This is a genomic window from Tessaracoccus caeni (genome assembly GCF_029211185.1).
GTDB classification, from domain to species: Bacteria; Actinomycetota; Actinomycetes; order Propionibacteriales; family Propionibacteriaceae; genus Arachnia; species Arachnia caeni.
The window spans coordinates 1-21,194 of record NZ_JARGDO010000006.1; the positions used below are offsets into that span (position 1 = coordinate 1).

A 21,194-nucleotide genomic window follows, 5' to 3' on the forward strand; every position below is an offset into this window, starting at 1 on the left:
TTTTGCGGGTTCCCCGGGGGCCCCCCCCCCCCCCCCCCGGCCCCGGGGGGGGGGGGGGGCGGGGGGGTGGTGGGTGGGGGGGGGGGGGGGGGGGCCCCCCCCCCCCCCCCGCAACCGCATTGATGAGCAGTCCACGGTTAGGCCGACGCGAGCGGCAGGGGAGCTACTTGCGCGTCTCGTTGACCCGGATGTGGTTGCCGGCCGGATCGCGAAAGGCGCAGTCGCGCACGCCCCACGGCTGTTGCATCGGCTCCTGCAGCACCTCGGCGCCCGAGGTGCTCGCCCGCTCGAAGAGGGCGTCGAGGTCGTCGGCGAAGAACACGTACGGCCCGGGGCCGACGCCCTTGGCGACGAGCCGATGCAGTGCCTCGCCGTCCTCGGGAGAGCGGCCGGCGGCCGGGTCGGAGAGGACGAGCGCGGTCGACGTCGGCCCGGGCTGGCCGAGCGTGACCCAGCGGTGGCCGTCGGAGGCGACATCGTTGGTGACCTCGAGGCCGAGAGCATCGCGGTAGAAGGCGATCGACGCGTCGACATCGTCGACGGTGATGGGGCAGAACGAGAGTGAGATACCTGTCATGCCTGCCATGCTACGAACGGACCCGGCGGCACGCTTCTCCGATCCTGCTCGATGTCGTTCAGACGAATCGGGCCGGTCGGGCGAGCAGCTTCGACATGCACGGCGGCATCGCCTCGACGGCGTCGTGCGGGCGGGACCGATAGGCGCTGGGCGTCTCTCCGGTCAGCCGGGTGAATGTCGAACTGAACGAGCCGAGCGACGTGGCACCGACGGCCATGCAGGCGTCGGTCACGCTCCATCCAGAGCGCAGCAGCGCCATGGCGCGCTCGACCCGGCGAGTCATCAGATAGGAGTAGGGCGTCTCGCCGTAGGCGATCTTGAACTCACGCGAGAAGTGCGACGGCGACATCAGCGCCCGCGCCGCCAGCGTCGGCACGTCGAGCGGCTTGGCGTAGTCGCGGGCCATCAGATCGCGCGCCCGGCGCAGATGCGCGAGGGTGCGGGGATCCTGCTCAGCCATGCGCCAAGACTACTGCTGGGCCGGTCGTCCCCCGGCTCACCGGCGAGCGACGCACGGAATCCTGGCCCGGCTGCACGCACTCGGCCCGCCTGCTGCGGTACATGAAACGGCCCCTGACTAGCATTTCTGCTTGTCAGGGGCCGTCCGTGCGGTGGGCCTAACTGGACTTGAACCAGTGACCTCTGCCTTATCAGGGCAGCGCTCTAACCGTCTGAGCTATAGGCCCGTTCACCGAGGAGTAACTCTAGCGGACCTTTCGGGAGAGTGCCAAACCAGGCCCGAGCACACCGTCCAAACAAGAGCCGCGACGAGGCGCTCTACCGAGCTACAGGCCGGACCTAAACGGACTAGCACCTCGATATACCTCTCGACCCCCAATCAGCGTTGACGCACGAATGCCTGCTCGAGCGCCTCGACGAACTGATCGAACGTGGAAGACGGATTGTCTCCAGGAGAAGACGTGCCGTCCTTCTCATGCTTGGCACGAAGCTCTTTCGCCCGCCGCACAGCCACGCTACGCCTGCCTACGTACGACTCGCCGTCGATATGCTTGTCGTCTGCCTTGTCCAGCATCCGCCGACGTCTGTAGGCATCGGCACTCGTGAGATACCCGCGCTGGACCTCGTGGTGGAGCAGCAACCACAACTCGAAACACGGATTGCTGACCGCAACCCTCAATCCGTTGTCATATGCAGTTTGGAGAGCCTGGACAAGCCCAGGAACGGGTGGCGTTTCCACGTCGAAGACACACCAGTACTGGTCGATGTCCAGATTGCTCTTTCGCTTGTCATTGCGAGCTGTATTCACCAGCTGCACCGCTTGTCCGCCAGATCTTGCGATCTCTATCGTCACCGCGACACTGTCACGGAACTCGGGCAACCGCTTGAGCGCATTGATGTACTCAAGTTCCGTGACCGTTCCCTCGCTGTACACCCGAAAGGTCATCAACGGCAGTCGTGTACCACGCCCGCGTCGCAGGTCTTTCCCTCGACGCTGTCGGTCACGAGCGCTCATCCGATCAGCCCCAGACTTCTCAGCACCTCGGGTTGAGCGACGTCAGGGAGCGCACCGAAGCGTCCACTCAGATAGCCAGTCTCGAGATTGCGCGACTGGCGAACCCGCTCACCTGCGAAGTCTGATAGCGGCGCGAAGCGCGTAGCCCCGTTGAGCTTGTCGGTCAGCCAGACCTCGTCACGATTGAGGTGATTGAGGAGATTGGTGTCGTGCGCAGTAAAGATCAGCTGAGCACCACGAGGGTTCGAACCTGGCTCCTCGAAGAGCTTCACCAACTGGGCAGTGAGGGTTGGGTGCAGGCTCGCGTCGAACTCGTCAAAGAGCACCACTGAACCGTAGTCCAACGCGGTGAGAACTGGCCCGATCAACTCAAACCATGCCTGCGTTCCAGAGGATTCGCTCTCATAGGGCAACGCCTTACGTTGCCCCCCAACGATATGCACCAACTGCGGTCGTTGGATACCTCGCTGGAACAGCGCTGACTCGCCCTCGTCCGGTTCCTCGATCTCCACGTCCGCGACACCGAGATCCGCCATCCTGAGCAACGAGATCGCCCGATCACGCCGAGAACCGCGGTCCTCGGCAGACTGCTCATCAAGGAACGGCAGAGCGTCCTGATCATCTTCGAACACCCGAAGCGTCGAGCGCCAGCTTCCTGGCATGCCTCGACGCCGTCCCCCAAGCGGTTGGCCTAGGCTGGTCACTCGCCTTAGCGTGTTGGCAAATGACGAGGTGTACCGCTCATCGAACCGCGACGCTATGGAAAGGACGAGCGATCGATTGGTGAGGAGCGCCCGTGTCCCCGAGAGCTCGCCGAGCCCGCGCTGGAGCGACAGCTGCTTGTCTTCCCGCTCGAAGATCAACCGGCGTCGACCTTTCGGATAGTGGAAGAGCGCCTCGTAGCTCACCTTGTGCACACCGACGTCCAGCAAGTACTCGAACCTGACCCCGTGCACCTCCATCTCGAGGACGAACGACGAGTCTCTCCCACTTGCCGACTCGAAGGCGAACGGCTCAACAGGGATGGACTCGTCCCAGTTGCGCATCGACGTCATGACCGCGGTCCTCAGCCAAGCCAGCGCCGCGAGCATGTTCGTCTTCCCCGACGCATTGGGTCCGAAAACTCCAGCCACCGGGAGTAGACCCACGCCGACCCTCGGAAACTCGCGCACCTCGGGTCGCTGGTCGATAGCGACCAGCGACAGCTCCATGGGCTCAAGGATGGACCGGAAGTTCTCGACTTCAAACCGAATGAGCATTCGCAACCTCTATGCAATCTGGCCGCCGTTTTCGTCGATTCTAGACGAAAACGGCGGCCAGATTGCAGCTTAGGTGCATTCTTCTAGCGTGCCATGGCCGTTCAGAGACTCAGGTCAGTCCTCTGCGAGGGTGACCTCGAGGCCGCCAAGGACCGTCGCGGACAGGTTGTAGAGGAAGGCGAACAGGGTGGCCAGGGCGGTCAGGATCACGACGTCGATCGCCGCGACGACGACGGTGAGACCCATGATCCGGTTCATGCTCAGGTAGTCCTCGATGTTGAAGGACTGCCCGCCGTCGCCGATCAGCTGGTTGATCATGTTGTTGGCCTCTTGAAGGGCACCGGAGCTGGCCAGCACCGACCACAGGGCGAAGATCGCCACCACCAGCATCACGCCGAACGCGATCGAGAACAGGAACGAGGTCTTCATCACCGACCAGGGATCGATGCGGGACAACCGCAACCGGGCCTTGCGGGTGCGGCGCACCTTCGCACGCTCTTGCGCCGCGTCGTCCTCGGTGATGACCACCGGCTGACGCGTCGTCTCACCCTCGCCGGCGGCCGACGTGACGGTGCCCGCGACCGGCCCCAGCTTCAGATCGACCCCGGCAGGGCTCTCCTGGCGCAGCACGTCCGGCGGAACCAGCGGGTTCTCCCGCGTGACGAAGGTGGGGATGGGCTCGGGCGCAGCGAACTCGGGGCTCCCTGCCGGCTCGGCCGACTGCTCCGTGCGCTCCCGCGAATCGGCGGGCGCGAAGACCAGATCTGGCTTGCCATTGGCTCCGGGCCAGCGTGGCGCATCACTCATCGGGGGTGGCCTCCTCAATCACGACGGCGTCCGCATCGGGGGACTCGTCCGAAGCAACGTTACCGGGTTCGACCGAATCTGCCGCGGATGACGCCTCCACGGGGATCTCCTCGTCGGTGGCCTCGGCTGCCGCCTCGCCGTTCGACTCGGGGTACAGCGTGATGGCGGTGACCGTGTCGTCGCCCTTCACGCCGACGAACTTCACCCCCATGGTGTCGCGGCCCTTGACGGGCACCTCGGCGACAGCGGAGCGCGTGATCTGGCCGGAGGCCTTCATCGCGATCACCTCGTCGCCTTCCTCGACGATCAGGCCACCGACGATCGACCCGCGGTCCTCGTTGAGCTTCATGGCCTTGATGCCCAGGCCTCCACGACCCTGGCGACGGTACTCCTCGACGGCGGTGCGCTTGGCGAAGCCGCCGTCGGTGACGGTGAACACGAAGCGGTTGGACTCGTCGGCCCCTCCGGGTAGAACCGCCATCGAGAGCAGCTCGTCGCCGGGACGGAACTTCATGCCGGTGACACCGGAGGTGACGCGGCCCATGGGACGCAGCTGGTCGTCGTCGGCCGAGAACCGGATGGCCTGGCCCTTCTTCGACAGCAGCAGCACGTCGTCGTTGTTGAAGCAGGGCGTGGCGCCGATCAGCTCATCGGTGGGCTCGCGGAAGTTCACGGCGAGCACACCGGCCTGACGCGGCGAGTCGTAGGCGGCCAGCGCCGTCTTCTTCACCAGGCCGTGCTTGGTGGCCAGCAGCAGGTAGTCGGCGTCCTCGTAGGAACGCAGCGTCAGCACCTGGGCGATCTGCTCGTCGGGCAGGAAGCTCAGCAGGCCGGCGACGTGGCCGCCCTTCGCGTCGCGGCCCGCCTCCGGCAGCTGCCACACCTTGGTGCGGTAGACGCGCCCAAGGTTGGTGAAGAACAGCAGCCACTGGTGGTTGGTGGTGGTGAACAGGTGCGCCACCTCGTCGTCGGCCCGCAGCGACGCGCCGCGCACGCCCTTGCCGCCACGCTTCTGCAGCCGGTACTGATCCGCCCGGGTGCGCTTGGCGTAGCCGCCGTGGGTGATGGTGACCACCATGTCCTCGTCAGGGATGAAGTCCTCGTCGGAGAAATCGCCGTCGGCCGCGATGATCTTGGTGCGACGCTCGTCGCCGTACTTGTCGACGATCGCCTGCAGCTCGGTGGCGATGATCTCGCGCTGACGCTCGGGCTTGGCCAGGATGTCCTTCAGATCCTCGATCCGGGCCTCGAGCATGGCCAGATTGTCGATGATCTTCTGCCGCTCCAGGGCCGCCAGGCGACGCAGCTGCATGTCGAGGATCGCGGTGGCCTGCACCTCGTCGATGCTCAGCAGCTCAACCAGGCCCTGGCGCGCCTGCTCGGTGTTGGGCGAGCGGCGGATCAGCGCGATGACCTCGTCGAGCATGTCCAGCGCCTTGACCAGGCCACGGTAGATGTGGGCTTGGCGTTCGGCGTCCTCCAGCTGGAACTGGGTGCGCCGGCGGATCACGCTCAGCTGATGCTTGATCCACAGCGAGATGAACTGATCCAGACGCAACGTGCGCGGCACATCGTCGACGATGGCCAGCATGTTGCAGCCGAAGGTGTCCTGCAGCGCGGTGTGCTTGTACAGGTTGTTCATCACGACGCGCGGCTGGGCGTCGCGCTTCAGCACGACGACGATCCGCAGGCCCGTGCGGGCAGAGGTGTCGTCGCGGATGTCGGCGATGCCGGTGAGCTTGCCGGAGTTCACCAGGTCGGCGATGCGCTGGGCGAGGCTGTCGGGGTTGCACATGTAGGGCAGCTGGGTGATCACCAGCTGGGTGCGGCCCTTGGCGTCTTCGTCGATATCGATCACGGCGCGCATGATCACCGACCCGCGGCCGGTGCGGTAGGCCTCCTCGATGCCGGCGCGGCCGACGATCAGGCCGCCGCCCGGGAAGTCGGGGCCCTGGATGCGCTGCATCGCTGCCTCGAGCAGCTCCTCGCGGGTGGCATCGGGGTGCTGCAGCGCCCACTGCACCGCGTCGTTGACCTCGCGCAGGTTGTGCGTCGGGATGTTGGTGGCCATGCCCACCGCGATGCCCGTCGAGCCGTTGACCAGCAGGTTGGGGAAGCGCGCGGGGAGCACCGTGGGCTCCATCTCGCGGTTGTCGTAGTTGGGCTTGAAGTCGACGGTGTTCTGCTCGATCTCGCGCACCATCTCGACGGCCAGCGGCGCCATCTTGCACTCGGTGTACCGCATCGCCGCGGCCTTGTCGTTGCCTTGGCTGCCGAAGTTGCCCTGACCGGAGACGAGCGTGTGCCGCATCGCCCACGGCTGCGCCAGGCGCACCAGGGTGTCGTAGATCGCCGAGTCGCCGTGCGGGTGGTAGAGACCCATCACCTCGCCGACCACGCGGGAGCACTTGTTCCAGCCGCGGTCAGGACGGTAGCCGCCGTCCCACATCGCGTACAGCACGCGGCGGTGCACCGGCTTCAGGCCGTCGCGCACATCAGGCAGCGCGCGACCCACGATCACGCTCATCGCGTAGTCGAGGTAGGAGCGCTGGATCTCCACCTGGAGATCGACGGGGTTCACCGTGCCCAGGCCAGGGGCCTTGATCTCGTCGACGGTCGACTCGATGGGCTCCGTGGTCTCGTCGGGGCCCTGCGGGGTGTCAGTCATGGATTACCTTTCAGTATCCCGCTCGTTGAGGTGCGACGAAGGAGCCTCGAAGCGGCCGGCGCCGTGGGCAGGAGGCTGCCCGACGACCCGAACCTTTCGAGGCTCGTTCCTCGCACGATCCAAGGAGCGTCATGTCAGATGTCGAGGAAGCGCACGTCGCGGGCGTTGCGCTGGATGAACGTGCGGCGCTGCTCGACGTCCTCGCCCATCAGGATCGAGAACATCTGGTCGGCCATGGCGGCGTCGTCGAGGGTGACCTGCAGCAGGATCCGGTTCTCCGGGTCCATCGTGGTCTCCCACAGATCGTCGGGGTTCATCTCACCGAGACCCTTGTACCGCTGGATCGGGTTGACCTGGGGCAGCTTCTTGCCCTCGGCCAGGCCGGCGTCGCGCAAGCCGTCGCGCTCCGCGTCGTTGTAGGCCAGCTCGTGCGGGGCGTTGGTCCAGCGCAGCCGGAACAGCGGGGGCTGAGCCAGGTAGACGTGGCCGGCCTCGATGAGCGGGCGCATGAAGCGGAACAGCAGCGTCAGCAGCAGGGTGCGGATGTGGGCGCCGTCGACGTCGGCGTCGGCCATCAGCACCAGCTTGTGGTAGCGCAGCTTGGCGACGTCGAACTCTTCCTGGATGCCGGTGCCGAGCGCGTTGATGATCGCCTCGACCTCCTTGTTGGCCAGGATGCGGTCGATGCGGGCCTTCTCGACGTTCAGGATCTTGCCGCGGATGGGCAGGATGGCCTGGGTGCGGGGGTCGCGTCCGCCGCGGGCCGAGCCGCCGGCGGAGTCGCCCTCGACGATGAACATCTCGCACTCGGTGGGGTCGGTCGACTGGCAGTCGATCAGCTTGCCCGGCAGGCCGCCGCCGCCCAGCAGACCCTTGCGGCTGCGGGCCATGTCGCGCGCCTTGCGTGCTGCGATGCGGGCGGCGGCCGCAGCCTGCGACTTGCGGACGATGTCTTTGCCCTCCGACGGGTTGCGCTCGAACCAGTCGCCCAGGCGATCGTTCATCACCCGCTGCACGAAGGAACGCGCCTCGGTGTTGCCCAGCTTGGTCTTGGTCTGGCCCTCGAACTGGGGCTCGGAGACCTTGATCGAGACGATGGCGGTGAGGCCCTCGCGGATGTCGTCGCCGGAGACGCGGTCTTCCTTCTTCTTCACCAGGCCCCAGTTCTCGCCCCACTTGTTGACCGTGTTGGTCAGCGCGGCGCGGAAGCCCTCTTCGTGGGTGCCGCCCTCGTGGGTGTTGATGGTGTTGGCGAAGGTGTAGACGCTCGAGGTGTAGGTGGTGTTCCACTGCATGGCGATCTCGACGCCCATGCCGGCCTCGGGCGCGTGCGCCTCGACGGCGATCACCGACGGGTGGATCACGTCCTTGCCGGCCGACAGGTAGCGCACGAAGTCGATCAGGCCGTTCTCGTAGTGGAACTCGTCGTACGGGGTGTCGGTCTCGCCCTCGTCGCCGGTGGGCGCCTGCTTGTGCGCACGCAGATCGGTGAGCGTGATCCGCAGGCCCTTGTTCAGGAAGGCCATCTCACGGAAGCGCGTGGCGAGCGTGTCGTAGTTGTACTCGGTGGTCTCGAAGATCTCCGACGACGCATAGAAGGTGATGGTGGTGCCGGTCTCGTCCGTAGCCTCCAGCTGCTCCAGCTCTGTGGTGGGCACGCCCAGCTCGAAGCTCTGCCGGTAGTGGTAGCCGTCGCGGCACACGTCAACGGTGAAATGCGACGACAACGCGTTCACCACCGACGAGCCCACGCCATGCAGACCGCCGGACACCTTGTAGCCGCCCTCGCCGAACTTGCCACCGGCGTGCAGCACGGTGAGCACCAGCGTCACGGTGGGAATGCCCTCGACGGGGTGGATCTTCACCGGGATGCCACGGCCATCGTCCTTGACGCGGACGCCGCCGTCGTCGAGCAGTTCGACGTCGATCGTGGTGCAGTAACCGGCCAGAGCCTCGTCGACGGAGTTGTCGACGATCTCCGCGACGAGGTGGTGCAGGCCACGCTCCCCCGTCGAGCCGATGTACATGCCCGGGCGCTTGCGCACCGCCTCCAGGCCCTCGAGAACCGAGATCTGATCGGCGTCGTAAGTGCCGCTTACCGAGGTGTCGCCCTCGTCGAGCAACTCACCGAGATCCTCGATCGATTCATCGACGGTCATCGCGTCTTCAGCCACGCACTGACTCCTTGGGTCTAGCCAGAAAACCGGCGCCAGTGGGATCGGCGCCGAAGCAACTCTCCGATCTTACTAGATGTAGCGGAGAATCGGGCGTGGGCTGTGCATAAATGCCATTCAGCGGCCTTGGAGGGCTCTCGTCGTCGCCTCGCGGCCCCTTGGCCTAGGTCCCCTACAGCCCCTCAGCCGCCACAACGCCAAATCGCCGCCTCCAGCGGATGGGCGTTGATCGGCTAGCTCGTCGACGACGGAACGCCGAGGCTCGCGATCGCCTGCAAGGCGGCGAGGTGCGCCGTCCACTGCCGGCGCCCCTCCGGGGTGAGGCTGAGCCAGGTGCGCGGGCGCTTGCCGACGTAGCCCTTCTTGATGGCGACGATGCCCAGTTCTTCGAGCTGCGAGGCCTGGCGGCTCAGCACCGAGTCGCTGACTTGAAGCTGATCCCTGATCATGGCGAACTCCGCAGTATCCATGCCGTTGAGCGCGGCCACCAGCGAGAACCGCACCGGGTGGGTGAGCGCGTCGACCAGCTCGTGCCGGGGATGGGTGGAACTCATCGCCGTGCCTCGACCCATGCCCCGATCCACGCCACCAGCGTGAGCGCCACACTGGCCGCGATGAGGAACCATGCCTGACCCACGAACAGCCAGGACGTGCCGACGATCCCGGCCACCCACACGGCACCCCAGATCAGGATGGTGACGACCCACCGTCGACCGAAGCCCTCCTTGAGGGAGCAGCCGAAGACGCGGGAGAACACGAACAGGGTGGCGATCCAGGCGAAGAGGAGAAGCAGCGGAAGCAGGCGCAGTTCGCGGGGCACATAGGCGAGAGCGGGAAGCGCGAGCGAGGACGCCGCCCCCATGCCCAGCAGCCCGGCGATGTGCGGCCAGCTGGCGCCGACCCGACTCGCCGACGTCGTGAGCGCGGCCTTCTCGAGCAGCGCGCGGGCCTCGTCGGGGGTGGGCGTGGTGCTCATTACTGGGCCGCCTTCGTTGCCTTCGCAGCCTTGGCGAGCTGGGAGCGCAAGGCGGCGTAGGTGGAGGCCCAGACCGCGCCCATGCTCGCGGCGACGCTCGACGCCACCACCATCATCGGCGCGGAGCCGTTGGCCACGGCGTAGCAGAAGAGGCCGATCATGCAGGCGATCCCCATCACGGGCCCCACCCAGACCATGCTCAGCGCGCCGCGGATCCGGTCGGGGTTCTGGTTCCGGGTCTTCGCATTCATGGCTGGCTCCTATCGGTACGGATCCTTGTGGGGATCTCAACTACCTTGAGCCTAACAAATACTTTCCGGATTGACAAGTACTTTCTAGAAGCTGGCTTCTTCGGTTCCCCAGAGGTATTGCGTCGACACCGAGCAGCGGGCAGGGTGAGGCCATGACTACGAAGTTCTCGCTGACCATGGATGCCGCCGATCCCCTGACTCTCGGCGAGTTCTGGGCGTCCGCGCTCGGCTACGTCCGCGAGCCACCGCCCCCGCCGCACGAGACCTGGGAGGAGGCGCTCGTCGCCTGGGGCCTCCCGCGGGAGCGTTGGAACGACGCCAACGCGATCATCGACCCCGACGGCGTCGGCCCCCGCATCTTCATTCAGAAGGTGCCGGAGTCGAAGACCGCCAAGAACCGCCTGCACCTGGATGTCCGGGTCTCCCTGTCGCGCGACAACAAGGACATGGGCGCGCTGCAGGCGAAGGCCGACGAGCTCGTCGCCGCCGGGGCCACTCTCGTCGAGGTCTTCGACGAGCAGTTCACGGGTCGATGGATCGTGATGCTCGACCCCGAGGGCAACGAGTTCTGCGTGGTCTAGGCCTCACTTGCCTCTGCGTCAGAGGGGATGGTTCGCCACGAGTCGGCGTTCGGGGTCCACGCGGTCTCGAATCACACGGAGCCTTTCCCAGGCCACGCACCCGTAGCCCTCGGACACCTCGACGGCGTTGTCGTCGAAGTTGAGGTATCGCCCGTCGGCGGTCCACGGCACCAACGCTGCGACCCCGCGCATCGCGTCGGCCATCCCCACGGCGCCCATCTCCGGCGTCGCGGCGATGGCGAGGAACATGGCCAGGTAGTCACCGCGTAGCCGGTCCAGCGCGGCCTCGGCGGGACGCCCCATCGCTCCGCCGAGGTGGCGGATCTCCGCGGCCAGCACCGAGGTGCCGGAGCCGGGGCCTGCGACGTCCAGCAGCGCGCCGATCGCCTCGTCGGGCAGTGCGTCGAGCAAGCAGGCCGCCGACACCGCCGGCGTCGGTCCCTCCGGGTCCATGTGAATTCGGGTCAGCGCAGGCGCAGGCACCCTGGCGAACGTGTCCATCTCGGGGGCCAACGCGCGCAGCGGGGCCAGGAGTTCCTGAGCAGGTTCGTCGGCGTCGAGGATCGCGCCGTCGACGACGACCAGCGCCCGCCCGCTGAGGAACGGCGGCAGCTCGGGCAACGGCGGGAAGTTCATCAGCCGCAACGACGTGGTCGCCGACTCGGGAAGCCCGCGCGTCCACGCACCCCACGCGCGGACCACCTCCCCTGCCCGATCTTGCGGCCACAGCAGCATCCCTGCATAGGCGTCACCGATCGGCAGCAGGTCGAACTCGAGCGCCGTCACCACACCGAAGCTCCCGCCCCCACCCTTGAGCGCCCAGAAGAGTTCCGACTCGTTGGTCTCGTCGGCGCGCACCAGTCGCCCATCGGCCAGCACGATCTCGACGGCCCGCAGATGGTGGGCCGCCAGGCCGTACTGGCGCGAGTACCACGACAGCCCACCCCCCAAGGTGTAGCCGGCCACCGCGACGTCGGGCGACGACCCGTGCAGCGCCGCGAGCCCATGCGGCGCGGCGGCCTGGACGACCTCCTCCCACAGCGTCCCACCGAGCACCCGGGCGACCCGCCGTTCCGGATGGACCTCGACGCCCGTGAGCTCACCCAGCCGGATCAGCACCACGTCGGACAGATCGACGCCGATCAGCGGACCGGCGCCGTGGCCGCTGCTCTGCGGCGCGATGCACAGGCCCGCTCCGACGGCCGCGCGGACGACGTCGACCACCTCGTCGGCGGAATGCGGGACGGCGACGGCGGCCGGGCGCTGGTCGACGTGCACCGCCCAGGGCACGCGGGCGCCGTCGTAGCCTGGGTCGCCGGGAAGGTAGACCCGGCCCTGGCAGAGCCCTCGCAGGGCTTCGGCCGGGGAGGTGCGTGAGGTGGCCTCTCTGAGGTCTTGTGGCATGTCGGTTCCTTGTCTTCGTCGAGGCGTCGCCGCCTGCGGGATGATCACGAGACTCCCCAGCGTGCGGTGCCGCCGGCCGCCACAACATCCCGCGACGCCGGAGACTTCACGTCGCCACGGCGCTGAGCGGAGACACCCCCCAGGAATCTGGGGTTCCGTAATGCGTCCCGTAGGCGCAGAATTCATCCATGCCGAGTGGACTGATGGCCGAACGCGTGCGCCGTGACATCGAGGTCGTCGCGCACGCCGGACTCGACCTCGACGCGTTCCTCGGCGAGGCGCTGGCCTCCCTCCACCGCGCCGTGCCCTTCGCAGGTGCCTGCTTCAGCACCGTCGACCCGTCAACGCGCCTGCTCACCGGCACCCGGAAGTTCGGAAGCCTGGAGGGACGCGATGAGCGCGATCACCAATGGGGTCTGATCGAGTACGGGGCGAGCGAGGACACCGCCTTCATGCGAATGGCGGACGACGGCACGCGCGCCGCCGGCGTCCATGAGAGCACCGCGGGCCACCCGGAGGAGTCGCCTCGGGTGCGCGAGCTGATGCGCCCGGCCTTCGGGTATGGCGACGAGGCCCGAGCGCTCTGCGTCGATCAAGGCCACCTGTGGGGCGCGACCGCCCTGTTCCGCTCCACCGACGAACGGCCGTTCGCCTCTGAGGAGATCGCCTTCCTCGCATCGCTCTCGCTCGTCTTGGGGGCGGGCGTGCGCGGAGGACTGCTCGCCTCACTGTCGGCATCGGCGCCGATCGAATCGCCGGTGGGTCCGGGCGTGATGATCGTCGGCCAGGACGACGAGATCGTCCAGCTCAACCCCGGCGCCGACCGGTGGGTGGAGGAGCTGAGGTTCGGCAGCGCCGGCACCTCGCCGGCGGGGGTGATCTCGTCGCTGGTCGGGGCCGCGCGACGGTACTCCCGCGGCGAGTGGCCGAGCCCGCCGCGGGCCCGGATCCGCACCGCCAGCGGACTGTGGCTGGTGCTTCATGCCACGCCGCTGAGCGCACGCGACGGTGTCCATGGGGAGGTCGTGGTCACGATCGAGGAGGCCCGGCCGCCAGAGGTGGTTCCGCTCGTCGTCGCGGCGTTCGGCCTCACCAACAGGGAACGCGACGTGGTGGCGCTCATCCTGCAGGGTATGGACACCAAGGAGATGGGCCGGATCCTTCACCTGTCCACGTGGACGGTGCAGGACCACCTGAAGTCGATCTTCGAGAAGGCCTCGGTACGCAGCCGCCGTGAGCTGATCGCCCGGGTCTACTTCGACCAGTACGTCCCGCGGCTCAGCACGGGCGTCGGGCCCGGGGGTTGGTTCGTGGCCTGAAAGACACCCACGAACCAACAAGAGAGAACGAAGAAGGGGTGCGGTGCCGGTGGTTCACCGGTACCGCACCCCTCTCAGGAGCTATCGAAGGATCATTCGTAGGCCCATCCCCATGGCTCACTACCCTTGCGACGCACAGCCCCAATGCTGTTGCGCCACCGGTGAGGACTCCATCACGATCACCATCCGCGACACGCGATCTCGTCTTCCCTTTTGCATCCTTCACTCCAACACGCAGCAACCCCATCGGTTGGTGGTCCGGGACCCTGCCCCCAAGAAAAGCAGGGCCCCGAAACCGACCAAACGCCTAACCAGACCAACCCGGTCAGCGGGTGCCTCCCGGAACAGAGACCAGCTACCAAGACACCGATATGTGTGGGATCCCCCGATCCGACACCGCCAGCGCTCTGTCCGGTTAGCCCGCCGGTCATCCCCATGCCCGACGTCGCTACACATAAAGACCGGATCCCGACGCAGCTATGACGCGAAACCAGAAAAAACGCCAAAACTTTTTTTCGGACCCTCCTCACGAGGGTCCGGGGACACAAAAGGACGGTGGTCCTGATCGAGAGACCAGGACCACCGTCCTTCGCAGTGAGCCGCTAGAGGATCACTCCTCGCGCTGGAACGACATCGTCGCGGCGTAGGTGCCGGACTCGGAGGGCCAGCGAGAGGTGATCGCCTTGAGGCGGGTGTAGAACTTCACGCCCTCGGGGCCGTGGATGTGGGTGTCGCCAATGAGCGACGCCTTCCAACCACCGAAGGAGTAGTAGGCCACGGGGGTGGGGATCGGCACGTTCACGCCGACCATGCCCGCGTCCACGTCCAACGTGAAGCGACGCGCCACGCCGCCGTCGTTGGTGAAGATCGCGGTGCCGTTGCCGAACGGGGACGAGTTGACCAGCTCGATGGCCTCCTCGTAGTTCTCGGCGTGCACGATGGTGAGCACCGGACCGAAGACCTCTTCGCAGTAGGCCTTGCACTCCAGCGGAACGTCGTCGAGGATCGTCGGGCCCAGCCAGAAGCCGTCGGGGTAGCCGTCGACCTTGAGGTCACGACCGTCCAGCACGACGGTGGCGCCGGCGTCCTCGGCCTCGGTGATCCAGTCGGTGATCCGCTGCTTGTCCTTGGCGGTGATGACGGGGCCCATGTTGACGCCCTCGTCGAGGCCGTAGCCGACCTTGATCTTCTCGGCGTGCTTCTTGACCATCTCGGCCAGCTTCGGGCCGATACCACCGACGGCGACGACGACCGGCAGCGCCATGCAGCGCTCGCCCGCGGCACCGAAGGCGGCGGCGGAGATGTGACCGGCGGCGAAGTCGAGGTCGGAGTCGGGCATCACGATGGCGTGGTTGTTCGCGCCACCCAGGGCCTGCACGCGCTTGCCGGTGGCGGTGCCCTTCTCCATCACGATCTCGGCCACCGGGGTGGAGCCGACGAAGGAGATGGCGTCGATGCCCGGGTGCTCGAGCACCTCGGTCACCATGTCGCGGGTACCGGAGACGACGTTGAACACGCCGTCGGGCAGGCCGGCGTCCTTGTAGATCTGAGCCATGATCAGCGACGCGGTGGGCGTGGGGCTGGCGGGCTTCAGGATGAACGCGTTGCCGGTGGCGATGGCGACGGGGTGCATCCACATCGGCACCATCACCGGGAAGTTGAACGGGCAGATGCCGGCGACCACGCCGACGGGCTGGCGCACGGTGTGGATGTCCACGCCGGTGGCGATGTCGAAGGAGTACTCACCCTTCAGAGCGGCGTTGATGCCACAGGCGAAGTCCATGGTCTCGCGGCCGCGCTGGATCTCGCCGATCGCATCGCCGTAGTCCTTGCCGTGCTCGTTGACGATCGACTTGGCCAACTCGTCCTGACGCTCCAGCACCAGCTCACGCGCCTTGAACATGATCGCGGTGCGCTTGGCCAGGGAGTACTTCTTCCACTTCTTCTGGGCCTCACGAGCGACGGACACCGCGTAGTCGAGGTCTTCCTTGCTCGCGGCCAGCAGCTCCGAGTCGACCTGGCCGGTAGCCGGGTTCTCGACGGGGATGCGCTTGCTCGGGGTGCCCTCGTACGGCGCTCCGTTGATCCAATGCGTGATGGTCTGGGTCATTTACCCTTGCCTTCCTGTCCTGTCGTGGCCTTGTGCCCTGGGGCCCGGTCCGCAACCTTTGCGATGTCTGCCAGATGTAACAGCACTTCCCCGCTGTCATTTGTATAGACAATAGCATCCGAAGGGCCGCCATTCAACCCCTCCACCCAGGATCCGGCTCCCAAAGACAGTGCTCCCTCGGCCTTTGGCCGAGGGAGCACCGATCACAAGGAGCGCGGGGGAGATAACGTCAGGCCCCGGCTGCCACACCCTCCCCCGCGTGGGGCCTGACGGTCTGTATTTGTCAGCTGAGGCCCATGACCTTCGCGACATCGGGCTCCGTGATGTTGTCCTGGTCGGCCCACACGGACGGAACCACGACCTCCTTCTCCGCCGGCATGGTGCCGTTGGCCGCGTCGACCAGCACCTTGACGGTCTGGTAGCCCACCTGGAAGGCGTCCTGGGTCACCACACCGGTCACTTCGCCGGCCTGGATCATCGAGGCCATCTCGGGGTTGGCGTCGATGCCGATGACCTTGGTGTCCTTGCCCATGGCCTTGACCTGGTCGGCGGCGGCGATGGTGCCGTGGTCGCCGGTGCAGTAGAACCCTGCGAGATCCTGATTCGCCTGCAGGATGGCCTGGGCCTTGTCCATCGACTTGGCGCGATCGGCCTCACCGTTCTGCACGTCGACGATCTCGATGTCGGGTGCGTTCGCCGCGATGAAGTCGCGGAAGCTGTCGCGCCGGATGGCCGCGTCGCCCACCTCACCGTTGGTGATGATGGCGACCTTGCCCTTGCCGTCGAGCACCCGGATCATGTTCTCTGCGGCCATCTCGCCCATCAGCACATTGTTGGACGCGACGGTGGCGATGGGAGAGTCGGAGAAGCTCATCGGCGTGGCGAAGGCGACGATGTTGATGCCGTCCTTCGTCGCTTGCTCCAGCAGGCGGGGCGCACCCTCCTCAGCGCCATTCTGGGCGGCGAACCCGATGCCGATGGGCTTGCCGTTGATCGCAGCTTCCAGCTGATTGAGCTGCTTCTCGCCCTCGGACTCGGTGTCGGTGCCATTGAAGCTCACCTCGACACCCAGATCCTCACCGGCCTTCTCTGCACCCTCGCGGCTGGTCACCCAGAACTCGCCGGCGATCGACTTGGCGATCAACGCGACGCGGGGCTTGTCACCGCCGCCGTTGTCGGCAGTGGTCCCGTCCGAAGAGGGGGTCTCGGCGGTGCCGCCACAGGCGCTCAGGGCGGTGGCCAGTACGACGCCGCATAACGCCGTCGTGATCTTCTTGAACTTCATGATGTTGTCACTTCCTCGTGGCGGTGGGGTTGGTGGTGAGGTAGCTGGCCCAAGCGTCCTTCAGGACGGTGGATGCCACCTCGAGGCCTTCGATACGGCCCAGCTCGGTGTCTTCGTGCTCGATGTTGAGGCACATGTCGGGATCGACGTCGTACAGCGCGGCGATGAACTCTGCCCAGTAGGCGGCGTCGTGACCCTTGCCAAGAGCAACGAAGTCCCAGGAGGAGTCCTTCGGCCACTCGTTGGCCCACTCGTCACCACCGAGGTTGGTGCGCGGCTCGTCCGGCGACAGGCGTCGGAAACCGTTGTCCAGCACGCCATTGAGACGGGCATGCTCGGTGTTGATACGAATGTCCTTGGCCGCAGCATGGAAGATCAGCGGTCCGAGGTCTTTGACCACGGCTACCGGATCGGCCTGCTGCCAGAACAGGTGCGACGCATCCAGTTCGACGCCGACATGGGTGGCGCCGGTCAGTTCGACGAGCTTGCGCACGTCGCGGGCGTTGAACACGATGTTCTGGGGGTGCAGTTCGAGGGCCACCTTGACGCCGTGGTCCTTGGCCAGCTGGTCGATGTCCGACCAGAACGCGGCCGCGATCTCCCACTGGTAGTCCAGCACATCCAGCGCCGCCGAGTTCCAGGCGTTGACCACCCAGTTCGGACGCAGCGCTCCGGGCTCGCCACTAGGCAGACCGGACATGGTGACCACGCGGTTCTGGCCCAGCGCAGCAGCCGCACGGATCGATTTACGCACGTCGTCGGCGTGTTTGGCGCCGATCTCCGGGTTCGGGTGCAGCGGGTTGCCGTTGCAGTTCAGGCCGGCGATCGATACCCCGGTGCCCTCGAACCGGGCCAGGTACTTCTTCGCCACCGACGCATCGGCGATGATCTCGTCGATCTCCTGAATATGAACGGGGGGCAGGAAGCCGCCCGAGTTGATCTCGATGCCTTCCAGGCCCAGATCGGCGATCACCGTCAGCGCCTCAGCGAGGGGCCGGTCGTGCAGGATCGCGTTGTAGACGCCGAGCTTCACAGCTCAACCTTCTTTCCGTCGTTGGCGGCCGACTCAGCGACGGCAGCCAGGATCTCCATGTTGTGAACGCCCTCGTCGAAGGAGGCATTGCGGGGCAGCGAGCGCTCCTCGTCGATACCCGCCACCTCCTCGAGGAAGGCACGAGCCTGGAAGGTGAATCCTTCGTTCTGGCCGAAACCGACGCCCGAGACATCCATCGGCAAGCCGCCGGCGACGTAGGGGTGATCGGAGCCGAGGTTCACGGTGCGGTAGCCGTTCTTTCCGGGCTCGTCGTCGTGCAGGTAGAGACGGATCTGCGACGGCGTGTCCTGATGGAAGCTCGCGGCGCCGTTCTCGCAGAAGATCTCGATGTCGAGCGCGTTCGGGTAGCCGGCGGCGACGCGGGAGACCTCGAGCGTTCCGGCGCAGTCGGGGAACAGCGCGGTGTAGGACGCGTAGTCGTCGTTGGTGACTGGCTCGTAGGTATCCGATACGGCAGCCAGGCCATGCCCGACGACGGCACCCAGCGGCAGCGGGCGCTCCTTGATCGCGGTGGAGAAGGTACCGCCGCTGACGGCGCTGATGTCGCCGCAGAGGAACTCGGACAGGTAGGTGAGGTGGCTACCCACATCGGCGAGCGCTCCGGAGCCCATCGGGCCTTGGTAGCGCCAGCTCATGGGACCCTGCGGGTTGCAGCCGTAGTCGCACCAGTAGCGGCCGCTGAAGTGCAGCACGCGGCCGAGCGTGCCGTCCTCGATCCAGTTCTTGATCGCGGCGAGCCCGGGCTGGCGGCGGTAGGTGAGGCCGATGCGGGCGATGGTGCTGGCCTCGCGCGCCAGGCGCGCCATCTCGCGGGCCGATTCGAGCGTGTCACTGAGCGGCTTCTCGCACAGCACGTGCTTGCCGGCCTCCAGCAGTCCCCTGACCACCTCGAGGTGCAGGCTGTTGGCGATGACGACGCTGACCACGTCGATCGAGGGATCGGCGGCGATCTCGCGCCAGTCGGTGACCGAGCGCTCATAGCCGTAGCGCTTGGCCGTGGCCGCCCCGAGTTCCGCGTTGATGTCGCCGATCGCGACGTAACGCAGGTCAGGCAGCGTGGACTCATAGAGAGTCGGGGCTACGCGGTAGGCGGCAGCATGCGACTTGCCCGCCATCCCGGCGCCGATGACAGCTACACCGATGGTCAACTCATCCTCCTTGATGTCTACTTGGAACGCTCCAAGTAGGTTTATTAGAACATGGAGCTATTTGTCCTGTCAATGCCAATCCGGGGTATGGCAGAATCTGGGTCGATCCCTATGGCAAAGAACCCAGCACACCGCTCATCGCGCCCGACCATCTACGACGTGGCGCGAGAGGCCGGTGTGTCGAAGTCGCTGGTATCGCTCGTGCTCAACGACTCACCACTGGTGAGTGAGGCGAAGCGAGCGGCCGTCAAGGAGGCCATCGCGCGCCTCGGCTACCGGCCCAGCTGGGCGGCAGCGATGCTGGCCACCAGCCGCTCGCGAATGGTGGGCCTGGTCATCGACGACTTCGAGAATCCTTGGTTCGTCGCACTCCTCAACGGGGTGCGCGAGGTGATGGGACCGCAAGGGTTCCAGGTCGCGGTGCGCGAGCACTACCAACTCGGCGACAGGACGATGAACGCCATCGAAGGCTTCCTCGACACCCAGGTCGACGCACTGCTGATCGCCGGCGAGCCAAGACACACGTTTGCATCCCCCGGCATTCCCACCGTCCTCCAGGGCAACCGGCTCCACGGCATCGAGGGCGTCGACCGCGTGCTCGCCGACGAGGCACTCGGGGTGCGCCTCATCATGACTCACCTGCGGCAACGCGGGCACACCGCGATCGGGCACGTCACAGGCGTGGGCGGATCGGCGAAGGCCCGCCTGGACGCCTACATAGAGAGCATGACCGAGGCCGGCGAGCAGCCGCGCTACGCGGGTGAGGAGAACGAGACCAATGAGGAGGGCGGCTACCTTGGCACGCTCGAACTCCTCGACCAGCACCCCCTGGTGACCGCCGTCTTCGCCGCCAACGACACCATGGCGCTGGGCGCCAGGGCAGCCCTTCGCGAGCGCGGGAGGGAGGTGCCGGCCGACGTGGCACTCGCCGGGTACGACGACTCCCTCCTCGCCCAAGCGCGCTTCCTCGACCTCACGACCATCGACGCCCGGGGCTACGACGTGGGGCGCGCGTGCGGCCAGGTACTCCTGCGCAGGCTCGAGAACCCCGACAAGGAGCCCGAGACGATCGTCATCCCGACGAAGCTGGTGGTGCGGTCATCCACCTCGGGACAACCGCACCGCTGACTCACTGCCCCAGTTCTGCCTCGAGGCGTTCCCGCATGCGAATGTGGATGGCGTCGGCGTCTTCTTCCCAGCCGAAGACGCACACCGAGGCGGTGCCGTCATAGCCGATCGAGCGGAGGTGCTCGAAGGCGGCATCCCAGGGCACCTCGCCGTTGCCGATCTCGTTGTGCTGGTGGATGCGGGTGTCCACACCGGGCGGATTGATGATGTAGCGGTTGCCCACGTTCGCCAAATGGTTGAACACGTCTGCGACGTGCAGGTGCTTCAGCCGGTCCCCGGCGTACTCCATCAGGCCCACGACGTCAGTGCCACCCTGGGAGAGATGGAACATGTGCGGGAAGCAGAACTGGTAGTTGAGCCAGGACTTGTTGATCCCCCGCACGATCTGCACCGCACGGTCGTTGGTCTCCACGAAGTCGTAGGGATGCGCCTCGATGACGCACTCCAGGCCGCGCTTCTCGAAGTGCGGGATCAACTCCTCCATGGACTTGAAGAACTGACCCTCGCTGCGTACCGGCTGGTTCGGATCGCCCGAGTACTCGGTGGCGATCAGCGGAACCTCCAGCTCCTCAGCGATCTCCAGCAGGCGCTTCCAGTTGCGCACCTGGTGCTCGCGCTCCTGCTCATCCGGGGACGCCCAGTTGAACACGGGATTGAACGAGTGGATCTTGACGCCCGTGCTGGCCATGGCCTTCTTCACACGGGCGATCTCGGCATCGTCCACCTTGGGGTAGTGATGCCACTCATGGAAGTCGGCACGCGGTGACAGCTCGAGGTACTGGTAGCCCAGATCGGCCGCCTTCTGCAGTTCCTCCGCCACCGTGAGGTGGGGGTGATACATCGACGGGTCGAGCAAGATCTTCACCATCAAAGTCTCCTTCACTAGGTCGCCGAGCGCAGCATTGCGCGGTCGGCCGTAAGCCTCATTTGGATCGCTCCAAGTAACTTCATTCTACGATCGGCCCCATGTCCTGTCAAT

19 protein-coding genes and 1 tRNA gene are annotated in these 21,194 nt (G+C 66.3%); 3 read left to right on the forward strand and 17 right to left on the reverse strand.

Annotation, left to right across the window (positions count from 1 at the left end):
- Positions 1 to 163 precede the first annotated feature (163 nt).
- The 11 genes from P0D62_RS06730 to P0D62_RS06780 all read right to left on the reverse strand — a co-directional run bounded on the left by P0D62_RS06730 (position 164) and on the right by P0D62_RS06780 (position 10,186).
- Complete coding sequence (locus tag P0D62_RS06730) at positions 164 to 577, reverse strand: VOC family protein (protein ID WP_275701862.1); 414 nt, start codon at positions 575 to 577, stop codon at positions 164 to 166.
- Positions 578 to 635: 58 nt separating this feature from the next.
- Complete coding sequence (locus P0D62_RS06735) at positions 636 to 1,037, reverse strand: helix-turn-helix transcriptional regulator (RefSeq protein ID WP_275701863.1); 402 nt, start codon at positions 1,035 to 1,037, stop codon at positions 636 to 638.
- 152 nt (positions 1,038 to 1,189) lie between these two features.
- A tRNA-Ile gene (locus tag P0D62_RS06740) sits at positions 1,190 to 1,263 on the reverse strand.
- Between the two features lie 152 nt (positions 1,264 to 1,415).
- Entirely contained in the window at positions 1,416 to 1,982 is a 567-nt protein-coding gene (locus P0D62_RS06745) for an RloB family protein (RefSeq protein ID WP_275701864.1), read from the reverse strand.
- A 65-nt stretch (positions 1,983 to 2,047) separates the two neighbouring features.
- Positions 2,048 to 3,262: an AAA family ATPase gene (locus tag P0D62_RS06750; protein ID WP_275701865.1), complete on the reverse strand. Its 1,215-nt coding sequence runs from the start codon at positions 3,260 to 3,262 to the stop codon at positions 2,048 to 2,050.
- Between the two features lie 162 nt (positions 3,263 to 3,424).
- Positions 3,425 to 4,117 (reverse strand): DUF3566 domain-containing protein, encoded by a 693-nt coding sequence (locus tag P0D62_RS06755; protein WP_275701866.1) that lies wholly within the window; start codon positions 4,115 to 4,117, stop codon positions 3,425 to 3,427.
- A complete protein-coding gene (gene gyrA / locus P0D62_RS06760) occupies positions 4,110 to 6,785 on the reverse strand; it encodes a DNA gyrase subunit A (RefSeq protein WP_319946991.1) in 2,676 nt (891 codons plus the stop codon). The genes P0D62_RS06755 and gyrA overlap by 8 nt, the downstream gene beginning before the upstream one ends.
- 134 nt (positions 6,786 to 6,919) lie before the next feature.
- Positions 6,920 to 8,944 (reverse strand): DNA topoisomerase (ATP-hydrolyzing) subunit B, encoded by a 2,025-nt coding sequence (gene gyrB, locus P0D62_RS06765; protein ID WP_275702030.1) that lies wholly within the window; start codon positions 8,942 to 8,944, stop codon positions 6,920 to 6,922.
- A gap of 248 nt (positions 8,945 to 9,192) precedes the next feature.
- On the reverse strand, positions 9,193 to 9,513 hold the full coding sequence (locus P0D62_RS06770) for a winged helix-turn-helix domain-containing protein (protein WP_275701867.1): 321 nt from the start codon (positions 9,511 to 9,513) through the stop codon (positions 9,193 to 9,195).
- Positions 9,510 to 9,935, reverse strand: coding sequence for a hypothetical protein (locus P0D62_RS06775; protein ID WP_275701868.1), 426 nt, complete (start codon positions 9,933 to 9,935; stop codon positions 9,510 to 9,512). The genes P0D62_RS06770 and P0D62_RS06775 overlap by 4 nt, the downstream gene beginning before the upstream one ends.
- Positions 9,935 to 10,186, reverse strand: a complete 252-nt coding sequence (locus tag P0D62_RS06780; protein ID WP_275701869.1) for a hypothetical protein — start codon at positions 10,184 to 10,186, stop codon at positions 9,935 to 9,937. The genes P0D62_RS06775 and P0D62_RS06780 overlap by 1 nt, the downstream gene beginning before the upstream one ends.
- A gap of 152 nt (positions 10,187 to 10,338) precedes the next feature.
- Here P0D62_RS06780 and P0D62_RS06785 point away from each other — a divergent pair, with 152 nt between their 5' ends.
- Positions 10,339 to 10,767 carry a VOC family protein gene (locus tag P0D62_RS06785; protein ID WP_275701870.1) on the forward strand — a complete coding sequence of 143 codons (429 nt, stop codon included), beginning with the start codon at positions 10,339 to 10,341 and terminating at the stop codon, positions 10,765 to 10,767.
- A gap of 18 nt (positions 10,768 to 10,785) precedes the next feature.
- Here P0D62_RS06785 and P0D62_RS06790 read toward each other — a convergent pair whose 3' ends face one another.
- Positions 10,786 to 12,171 (reverse strand): FAD-binding oxidoreductase, encoded by a 1,386-nt coding sequence (locus tag P0D62_RS06790; protein WP_275701871.1) that lies wholly within the window; start codon positions 12,169 to 12,171, stop codon positions 10,786 to 10,788.
- Positions 12,172 to 12,359: 188 nt separating this feature from the next.
- Between P0D62_RS06790 and P0D62_RS06795 the strand changes: the two genes are divergently transcribed.
- A complete protein-coding gene (locus P0D62_RS06795) occupies positions 12,360 to 13,490 on the forward strand; it encodes a helix-turn-helix transcriptional regulator (RefSeq protein ID WP_275701872.1) in 1,131 nt (376 codons plus the stop codon).
- Positions 13,491 to 14,100: 610 nt separating this feature from the next.
- On the opposite strand, the gene P0D62_RS06800 is transcribed toward P0D62_RS06795, so the two are convergent.
- The 4 genes from P0D62_RS06800 to P0D62_RS06815 all read right to left on the reverse strand — a co-directional run bounded on the left by P0D62_RS06800 (position 14,101) and on the right by P0D62_RS06815 (position 19,087).
- Positions 14,101 to 15,600, reverse strand: coding sequence for a CoA-acylating methylmalonate-semialdehyde dehydrogenase (locus P0D62_RS06800; protein ID WP_275701873.1), 1,500 nt, complete (start codon positions 15,598 to 15,600; stop codon positions 14,101 to 14,103).
- A gap of 283 nt (positions 15,601 to 15,883) precedes the next feature.
- A complete protein-coding gene (locus tag P0D62_RS06805) occupies positions 15,884 to 16,885 on the reverse strand; it encodes a substrate-binding domain-containing protein (protein WP_275701874.1) in 1,002 nt (333 codons plus the stop codon).
- A 7-nt stretch (positions 16,886 to 16,892) separates the two neighbouring features.
- Complete coding sequence (locus tag P0D62_RS06810) at positions 16,893 to 17,918, reverse strand: sugar phosphate isomerase/epimerase family protein (protein WP_275701875.1); 1,026 nt, start codon at positions 17,916 to 17,918, stop codon at positions 16,893 to 16,895.
- Positions 17,915 to 19,087, reverse strand: a complete 1,173-nt coding sequence (locus P0D62_RS06815) for a Gfo/Idh/MocA family protein (protein ID WP_275701876.1) — start codon at positions 19,085 to 19,087, stop codon at positions 17,915 to 17,917. The genes P0D62_RS06810 and P0D62_RS06815 overlap by 4 nt, the downstream gene beginning before the upstream one ends.
- A gap of 111 nt (positions 19,088 to 19,198) precedes the next feature.
- On the opposite strand from P0D62_RS06815, the gene P0D62_RS06820 reads away from it, so the two are divergent.
- On the forward strand, positions 19,199 to 20,215 hold the full coding sequence (locus P0D62_RS06820) for a LacI family DNA-binding transcriptional regulator (RefSeq protein ID WP_275701877.1): 1,017 nt from the start codon (positions 19,199 to 19,201) through the stop codon (positions 20,213 to 20,215).
- Position 20,216: 1 nt separating this feature from the next.
- Here the strand turns inward: P0D62_RS06820 and P0D62_RS06825 are convergent, their stop codons facing one another.
- Positions 20,217 to 21,083: a sugar phosphate isomerase/epimerase family protein gene (locus tag P0D62_RS06825; RefSeq protein WP_275701878.1), complete on the reverse strand. Its 867-nt coding sequence runs from the start codon at positions 21,081 to 21,083 to the stop codon at positions 20,217 to 20,219.
- Between the last annotated feature and the right edge of the window lie 111 nt (positions 21,084 to 21,194).

Excerpts from the sequence above, each read along its gene's own strand:
- P0D62_RS06730 (WP_275701862.1), bottom strand. The coding sequence starts at position 577 with ATGACAGGTATCTCACTCTCGTTCTGCCCCATCACCGTCGACGATGTC.
- P0D62_RS06735 (WP_275701863.1), bottom strand. The coding sequence starts at position 1,037 with ATGGCTGAGCAGGATCCCCGCACCCTCGCGCATCTGCGCCGGGCGCGC.
- P0D62_RS06745 (WP_275701864.1), bottom strand. The coding sequence starts at position 1,982 with ATGACCTTTCGGGTGTACAGCGAGGGAACGGTCACGGAACTTGAGTAC.
- P0D62_RS06750 (WP_275701865.1), bottom strand. The coding sequence starts at position 3,262 with ATGGAGCTGTCGCTGGTCGCTATCGACCAGCGACCCGAGGTGCGCGAG.
- P0D62_RS06755 (WP_275701866.1), bottom strand. The coding sequence starts at position 4,117 with ATGAGTGATGCGCCACGCTGGCCCGGAGCCAATGGCAAGCCAGATCTG.
- gyrA (WP_319946991.1), bottom strand. The coding sequence starts at position 6,785 with ATGACTGACACCCCGCAGGGCCCCGACGAGACCACGGAGCCCATCGAG.
- gyrB (WP_275702030.1), bottom strand. The coding sequence starts at position 8,944 with ATGACCGTCGATGAATCGATCGAGGATCTCGGTGAGTTGCTCGACGAG.
- P0D62_RS06770 (WP_275701867.1), bottom strand. The coding sequence starts at position 9,513 with ATGAGTTCCACCCATCCCCGGCACGAGCTGGTCGACGCGCTCACCCAC.
- P0D62_RS06775 (WP_275701868.1), bottom strand. The coding sequence starts at position 9,935 with ATGAGCACCACGCCCACCCCCGACGAGGCCCGCGCGCTGCTCGAGAAG.
- P0D62_RS06780 (WP_275701869.1), bottom strand. The coding sequence starts at position 10,186 with ATGAATGCGAAGACCCGGAACCAGAACCCCGACCGGATCCGCGGCGCG.
- P0D62_RS06785 (WP_275701870.1), top strand. The coding sequence starts at position 10,339 with ATGACTACGAAGTTCTCGCTGACCATGGATGCCGCCGATCCCCTGACT.
- P0D62_RS06790 (WP_275701871.1), bottom strand. The coding sequence starts at position 12,171 with ATGCCACAAGACCTCAGAGAGGCCACCTCACGCACCTCCCCGGCCGAA.
- P0D62_RS06795 (WP_275701872.1), top strand. The coding sequence starts at position 12,360 with ATGCCGAGTGGACTGATGGCCGAACGCGTGCGCCGTGACATCGAGGTC.
- P0D62_RS06800 (WP_275701873.1), bottom strand. The coding sequence starts at position 15,600 with ATGACCCAGACCATCACGCATTGGATCAACGGAGCGCCGTACGAGGGC.
- P0D62_RS06805 (WP_275701874.1), bottom strand. The coding sequence starts at position 16,885 with ATGAAGTTCAAGAAGATCACGACGGCGTTATGCGGCGTCGTACTGGCC.
- P0D62_RS06820 (WP_275701877.1), top strand. The coding sequence starts at position 19,199 with ATGGCAAAGAACCCAGCACACCGCTCATCGCGCCCGACCATCTACGAC.
- P0D62_RS06825 (WP_275701878.1), bottom strand. The coding sequence starts at position 21,083 with ATGGTGAAGATCTTGCTCGACCCGTCGATGTATCACCCCCACCTCACG.